The sequence below is a fragment of the Paenibacillus elgii NBRC 100335 genome, from assembly GCF_004000865.1.
GTDB classification, from domain to species: Bacteria; Bacillota; Bacilli; order Paenibacillales; family NBRC-103111; genus Paenibacillus_G; species Paenibacillus_G elgii.
Genome location: NZ_BIMB01000107.1, coordinates 1 through 5,787 on the forward strand (window position 1 = coordinate 1; position 5,787 = coordinate 5,787).

At 56.6% G+C, this 5,787-nt stretch carries 5 protein-coding genes; 1 reads left to right on the forward strand and 4 read right to left on the reverse strand.

Features of this window, described 5'->3' with window-relative positions:
- The 3 genes from PEL01S_RS33840 to PEL01S_RS33850 all read right to left on the reverse strand — a co-directional run.
- The coding region (locus tag PEL01S_RS33840) for a DUF58 domain-containing protein (protein ID WP_218032565.1) at nt 1-859 on the reverse strand (859 nt) is incomplete at its 3' end.
- Between the two features lie 15 nt (nt 860-874).
- Entirely contained in the window at nt 875-1,828 is a 954-nt protein-coding gene (locus PEL01S_RS33845; RefSeq protein WP_127463320.1) for an AAA family ATPase, read from the reverse strand.
- A 107-nt stretch (nt 1,829-1,935) separates the two neighbouring features.
- Nucleotides 1,936-3,381 carry a polysaccharide deacetylase family protein gene (locus tag PEL01S_RS33850; protein ID WP_127463315.1) on the reverse strand — a complete coding sequence of 482 codons (1,446 nt, stop codon included), beginning with the start codon at nt 3,379-3,381 and terminating at the stop codon, nt 1,936-1,938.
- A gap of 195 nt (nt 3,382-3,576) precedes the next feature.
- Between PEL01S_RS33850 and PEL01S_RS33855 the strand changes: the two genes are divergently transcribed.
- Nucleotides 3,577-4,572, forward strand: a complete 996-nt coding sequence (locus PEL01S_RS33855) for an ABC transporter substrate-binding protein (protein ID WP_239551313.1) — start codon at nt 3,577-3,579, stop codon at nt 4,570-4,572.
- Nucleotides 4,573-4,584: 12 nt separating this feature from the next.
- Here PEL01S_RS33855 and PEL01S_RS33860 read toward each other — a convergent pair whose 3' ends face one another.
- A complete protein-coding gene (locus PEL01S_RS33860) occupies nt 4,585-5,670 on the reverse strand; it encodes a lactonase family protein (RefSeq protein WP_127463317.1) in 1,086 nt (361 codons plus the stop codon).
- Nucleotides 5,671-5,787: the final 117 nt, after the last annotated feature.

Here is a 5,787-nt window from a genome sequence, read left to right on the forward strand (position 1 = left end):
CCGCCGCGGCCTCCACCGCCGCCGAGAGCGCGGGATCCGCCCACAGGGCGACTCCCGCGCTCCCTCCGGCTCCGGCCGCGTCAAGCACGATGAGCTGCCGCCCGGCGGCAGGCAGCTCCGTCTCTTTCGCGCGCAGCTCACCTGTGCGCGCGCTGCTGCGCCAATGGATCCGGCGAAGCGGATCTCCCGGCGCATAAGGCCGCGTGCCGCTCACCTGCGGCACGGGGTCCGAACCCGGCGGCCGCCGGGCAGCCGGACGCGTCCCTTCCGGGGCCGCGCCCGGCAACGGCATCGCTATACCCGAACCTCCGGGCAGCACCCACAGCTGCCCGCCGCCTGCGCTTTCGCGCTTCGCCTGCACTAGCCCGAAAGCGTCTACGGCGCTTACGATCAGTGCCTCCTGCCGGTATACGCCGCGGTCAAACCCCTGCATCGTACAATGCATGACCACGGCGCGTCGGAACCCCGTCTCGGCCGTGCCTCGCCGAACGACCCGCTCGCCGGTGCCTTCGTGCACCCAGCGCTCTTCCACCCGTAAGCGCCCCCCAAACAACGGCAGCCAAGCCGCAGAAAGGCGGTTCACCATCGAAACCGATTCCCCGCTATAGACGAACCGGTCAGCGCTCAGCCCGCACTGGATACGCTCCGGAGCGGCGGACAACATGGCCTCCATTCCGTCAGACAGTCTTTCTGCCCGGAGCCCGCGTCCGGCCGCAGCGCGAAACAACCCGAGATAAACAACGAAAAAAGCCCAGACATAAACCAAGAACCAGGCCGTCCGGCCGCCCCAGCCAAACGCCCACCAGCCAAGAAGCGCCCCGCAGCCCCCGATCCATCCGACCGCCAATAAGCTCCGCATGCTTGCCGCCTTTCCTCAGCCTGCGGCATGCCGGCGGACCGGCAGCGGCGCGCTGGCGACGATCGAAGCGACAAGAGCTTCCGCCTGACGGCCGGACAGCAGCGCAGAAGGCGCTAGTGTCAAGCGATGTGCCAGTACAGGAACGGCCAGCTCCTTCACGTCATCCGGGATAACATAGCTGCGGCCCTTCATGAACGCCTGCGCCTGAGAAGCCCGCATCAATGCGACCGAAGCCCGTGGGCTGGCTCCCAGCGATACATCCGGATGCGAGCGGGTTGCCGCCGCAAGCTGGACGATATACTGCTTGATCGTATCGTCGACATGAACGGCTCGGGCTTCCTTTTGAAGGGAGACAAATTCCTCTTGGAGGACGACCGTACGAATTTGGGCGAGCGGAAACGGCCCTTCCATACGCCCCAGCATTTCCACCTCGCCAAGCGGGTCGGGATAACCGAGACGCAGCTTTACCATAAACCGGTCGAGCTGGGCTTCGGGCAGCGTGAACGTGCCTTCGAAATCGACGGGATTTTGCGTCGCCAGAATAAAAAACGGCTCCGGCAGCGGATAAGTCGTTCCGTCAACCGTCACCCGCTTCTCTTCCATCGCCTCCAGCATGGCGGCTTGCGTTCGCGGCGATGCGCGGTTCAACTCGTCGGCCAATACGATATGGGCAAGCAGAGGCCCCGGACGGAATTCGAATTCACCGCTGCGCTGGTTGTACACTGAAACCCCGGTCAGATCGGACGGCAGCAAATCCGGGGTGCATTGAATGCGCTTGAAGCTGCCGTCGATCGTTCTCGCCAGCGCGCGCACAAGCATTGTTTTGCCTACGCCGGGAACGTCTTCCAGCAGCACATGACCGCCACAAAGCAGCGCTACGAGCAGCTTTTCGATGACATCCCGTTTGCCTACGATGACCTTCTCCACCTGATACACGATCCGTTCAAGCACCGCCTGCGGCGCATCCATTAGATTCACAGATTTTGTCACCCTGAAAACCTCCTGCCTGAATCTTGGTATGCAAGTTTTTCCAAATCTTGCATTCTAGCATTCAGTATGTCCGGTTTTCATAGCTTTTAGACTTGAGCGAAAGGGTTCCTCCTATTCGTTTCAAATATCCATCCGGTCCGGTAGCCACCATAGACTGCCGCCTGCACATCCACAGTCCCCCGTTCGTACGGAACGTCGCTGGAAAGCACCCGGTCGCCCAGCAGCTCCAGCGTTTGACGGAGCGGCACATACAGCGTCCCGTTCGCAAGTTCCATTTCCGGAAACGGGTGAATGCGTGTCTTCGCTTCAGCATCCCATTCCGCCGCAGGACGCCGTACCCTCAGCTCCTGCCGGGCCAAATCGTACTCGGCAGTAATCGCTCCATAGCGGACAACAGCCATCCGGCGCTCGGCGTTCCACTCTACGTTTCCGCCCATCGCAGCGATCAATGGTCTCAGAGGAACCCTATAGCTCCCGTCCCGAAAACGGAACTGCTCCTTCGTGAAAGCAAGCGTACGGTCACCCAAATGCACATTCAAGCGATCCGGCCCTCCCCTTTGACCGGCTTCCGCATAAGCGATGGCCGCGGATGAGCTAGGCAGCGCTTTCAGAGCGTTATCCTTGCCGGGAGGAAGATCTTCGGCAGTCCAAAGCTCCCTATGTTCGTGCGCAGCGGCTAGCAGGCTGTCGAACGATTCGCGAGTTTCCGTCCTGGACCATTTCGGTTTCCCGCTGGAAAACTGTACCGGCTTCACTTCCGGGGTGAGCGAAGCGAAAGCATAGCCTTTTTCTTTAAATAACCGGATGATCCGGGGAAGCGCTTTTACCGTTTCGTCATGCCCTGAACCGTCGTGCATCAGAACTATAACCTCGTTTCCAAACGGTCCTTTTTCCACCGTGCGGAAAATTTGGTCCGCCGTCATCCCGGGGCGCCTTGCATCTTCGCTGTCGATCGTCCAATCGTAAATCTCGTAACCGGCCTGCCCCAAATAATAGAAATAAAAAGCGTCAAAATTGCCGTACGTTCCGCCCGGAGCACGGATAAAACGCGGCCTGACGCCCATCGTCTCCTGCAATATATTTTCCGTCTTCTGAACCTGCTCCCAAAATACGCGAAAGTCGGAATACAGCTCCTGGTAGACGTGATTGTAGGTATGATTGCCGAGGGCGTGGCCGTCCTCCACGATACGCTTCGCGATATTCGGGCGCTCCTGTACCTGCTCGCCCAGTACAAAGAAAGTGGCCCGGACGTCCTCCTTCCGCAAAATGTCCAGCACCTTCGGGGTCAGCTTGCTCGGCCCGTCGTCGAAGGTCAGGTACACCGTCGGCTTTTCCGCAGGGGTATAGTTTTTTTCGGTTGCCATACGTTTGCCCGATTTCAGCTGCGTAAATAAAGCTTCCTCTCCTTCATGACCGGGTGCCGCCCCTGCCGTGTTCGTCAAGACCGTAAGCCACAGGATCGTAAGGCAAAGCATGGATGTCCAAACGGTGCTAATCATGCGGAACGAATAAGCTTGCGGTCTGCGCTTCATCGAGAGATCCCTCCGTATAGTTCTATGAAATGGGTACTAGTAGAATATATGGATGGTTTTCTCTTTTATGACCGGAAGACTGCCTGAGAATTCGCCGGGTGACCATACAAGAAAACATTGACAAGGGGTAAGGAACAAGGTAGAATTCTTATCGATAATGATAATCATTTTCATTTAAAAAAGAGGGTGTCATCTTTGTTTACATCTCTGCGTTCAAAATGGAAATCCGCTGCTGCACTTTTAGCCTGCGTCACTGCCTTGGGTACACTGCTGAGCGGCTGCGGCGCGGGCAATAACACTCCAGCCCCGACAAATGATACGGCCCAGAAACAGCCGGCTGCGTCAGCCGCATCCGAACTAACAATCAACCACGCGATGGGCTCTTCCAAAGTTCCCGCTCAGCCCAAACGGATCGTCGTCCTGACCAATGAAGGAACGGAAGCCGTGCTTGCTCTTGGCTTTAAACCGGTGGGAGCGGTTAAATCTTGGTCCGGCAGCCCATGGTACGATCATTTGAAGAAAGATCTGGAAGGCGTCGAAGTCGTCGGAGACGAAAACCAGCCGAACCTTGAGGCGATCGCCAGGCTGAAGCCCGATCTGATTCTCGGCAATAAACTGCGGCAGGAAAAAGTATACACGCAGCTCGCAGCCATCGCGCCAACGGTATTCACGGAACGTCTGCAATCCGACTGGCAGAAAAACTTCCGGGTCTATGCCGAAGCCGTTAACAAAAAAGCCGAGGGCGAGCAGCTTTTGCAGCAGTATGACAAACGCATTGCCGACATGAAATCCAACGCGGGAGATAAGCTCCATACGAAAGTATCGCTCGTTCGCTTTATTCCAGGGAAAGCCCGGCTTTATATGAAGGATACGTTTGCAGGACTTGCGCTCAGCAAAATCGGCTTTAAACGCCCAGTCGCTCAGGACAAAGACGAATTTGCGGCCGAAATCAACAAGGAACGCCTCCCGGATATGGACGGGGACATCCTATTCTATTACGTGTGGGATAACGATAAAAAAGAAGCGAGCGCCGTCGAGAAAGACTGGACGAGCGACCCGCTTTGGAAAAACTTAAACGTCGTAAAGAACAACAAAGTGGTTAAAGTAAGCGACGATATTTGGAACTCTTCCGGCGGGATCATCGCCGCCAATAAGATGCTGGACGAAGTGGATCAATACCTGCTGAAATAAACCTGCCGCCTGCTACTCGAAAAATTGGATGCACACCGGTTTTGGTATGCGCAGCTCATGACCTGTGGGCTCCAGCCGGCCGGTGTTTTCATTTACAGCTAAGGTAACAATGGAATCCGAATTTTGATTGGCGGTCAACACGAACTTCCCGTCCGGCGTAACGGCAAAATTTCTCGGCCATGCTCCGCCGGTCGGCTCGTGCTGGATCAGCGTCAGCGTGCCGCTGGCCCGGTCGATGTGGTAGACGGCTATGCTGTCGTGCCCGCGGTTTGAGCCGTACAAGTAGTCCCCGGATGCCCCGATGTGGATATCGGCGCAGTAACTCTCCCCGGCAAACCCTTCCGGCAGCGCGGACACCGTCTGGATTTCCCGAAGCGTTCCTGCTTCTTGACTGTAAGCGAACGCCGTAATCGTAGAATCCAGCTCGTTAATCACATACGCATACGGAAGTTCAGAATGAAATGCGATATGGCGCGGGCCTGCCCCGGCATGCACCTGCACTTCGCCATGCAAAACAAGCGCCAGTTTTTCTCCGTTCTCTTGAAGGTTGTAGATCATAATTTTGTCCATTCCGAGGTCTGCGACAAAAATGCGGGAATCTTTCAGAACGGTACAATGCGCATGAGCCGCTTCCTGCCGGTCGCTGCGAACGCTATGTCCCTCATGCTGTTTCCGATCCGCCAATGGGCCGATACTGCCATCTTCCAAGATCGGGTACAGGCTTACGCTGCCGCTTGTATAATTGGCTACGACAAGCCGCTTCCCCTCTCGGTCCGTTACCAAATGGCACGGCGAAGCACCGAAGGAAGGCTGTTTACCGATATAACGCAGAGCCCCGGTCTCCGGTTCCACGGCGTAAGAAGTCACTTCTCCGCCTTCCTTGCCTTCCTCATCCTGCAGCTCGCTTACCGCAAACAGCCTCCCGCGCCCCGTATCTACCGTCAAGAAGGAAGGCATCTCGACCTCCGCATAAGCTCCAATGGCAGACAGCTCCCCGGTTAACTTATCCATGCTTAGCACATATAAAGAATCGTTTCCGCCGCCATTATAAGTTCCTACATAGACGATCCGACTGGACAGTTTTTCATACCGCTGCATTCACGAACGCTCCCTTACTGGAAATTTATTGCTAAGCTTTGTTTTCGCCATCCCCAGTATGCATTCCTGCTTCTACCAACTTGATGCTAATTTAAAAGCCGGGGCTGCTTTGCGTTG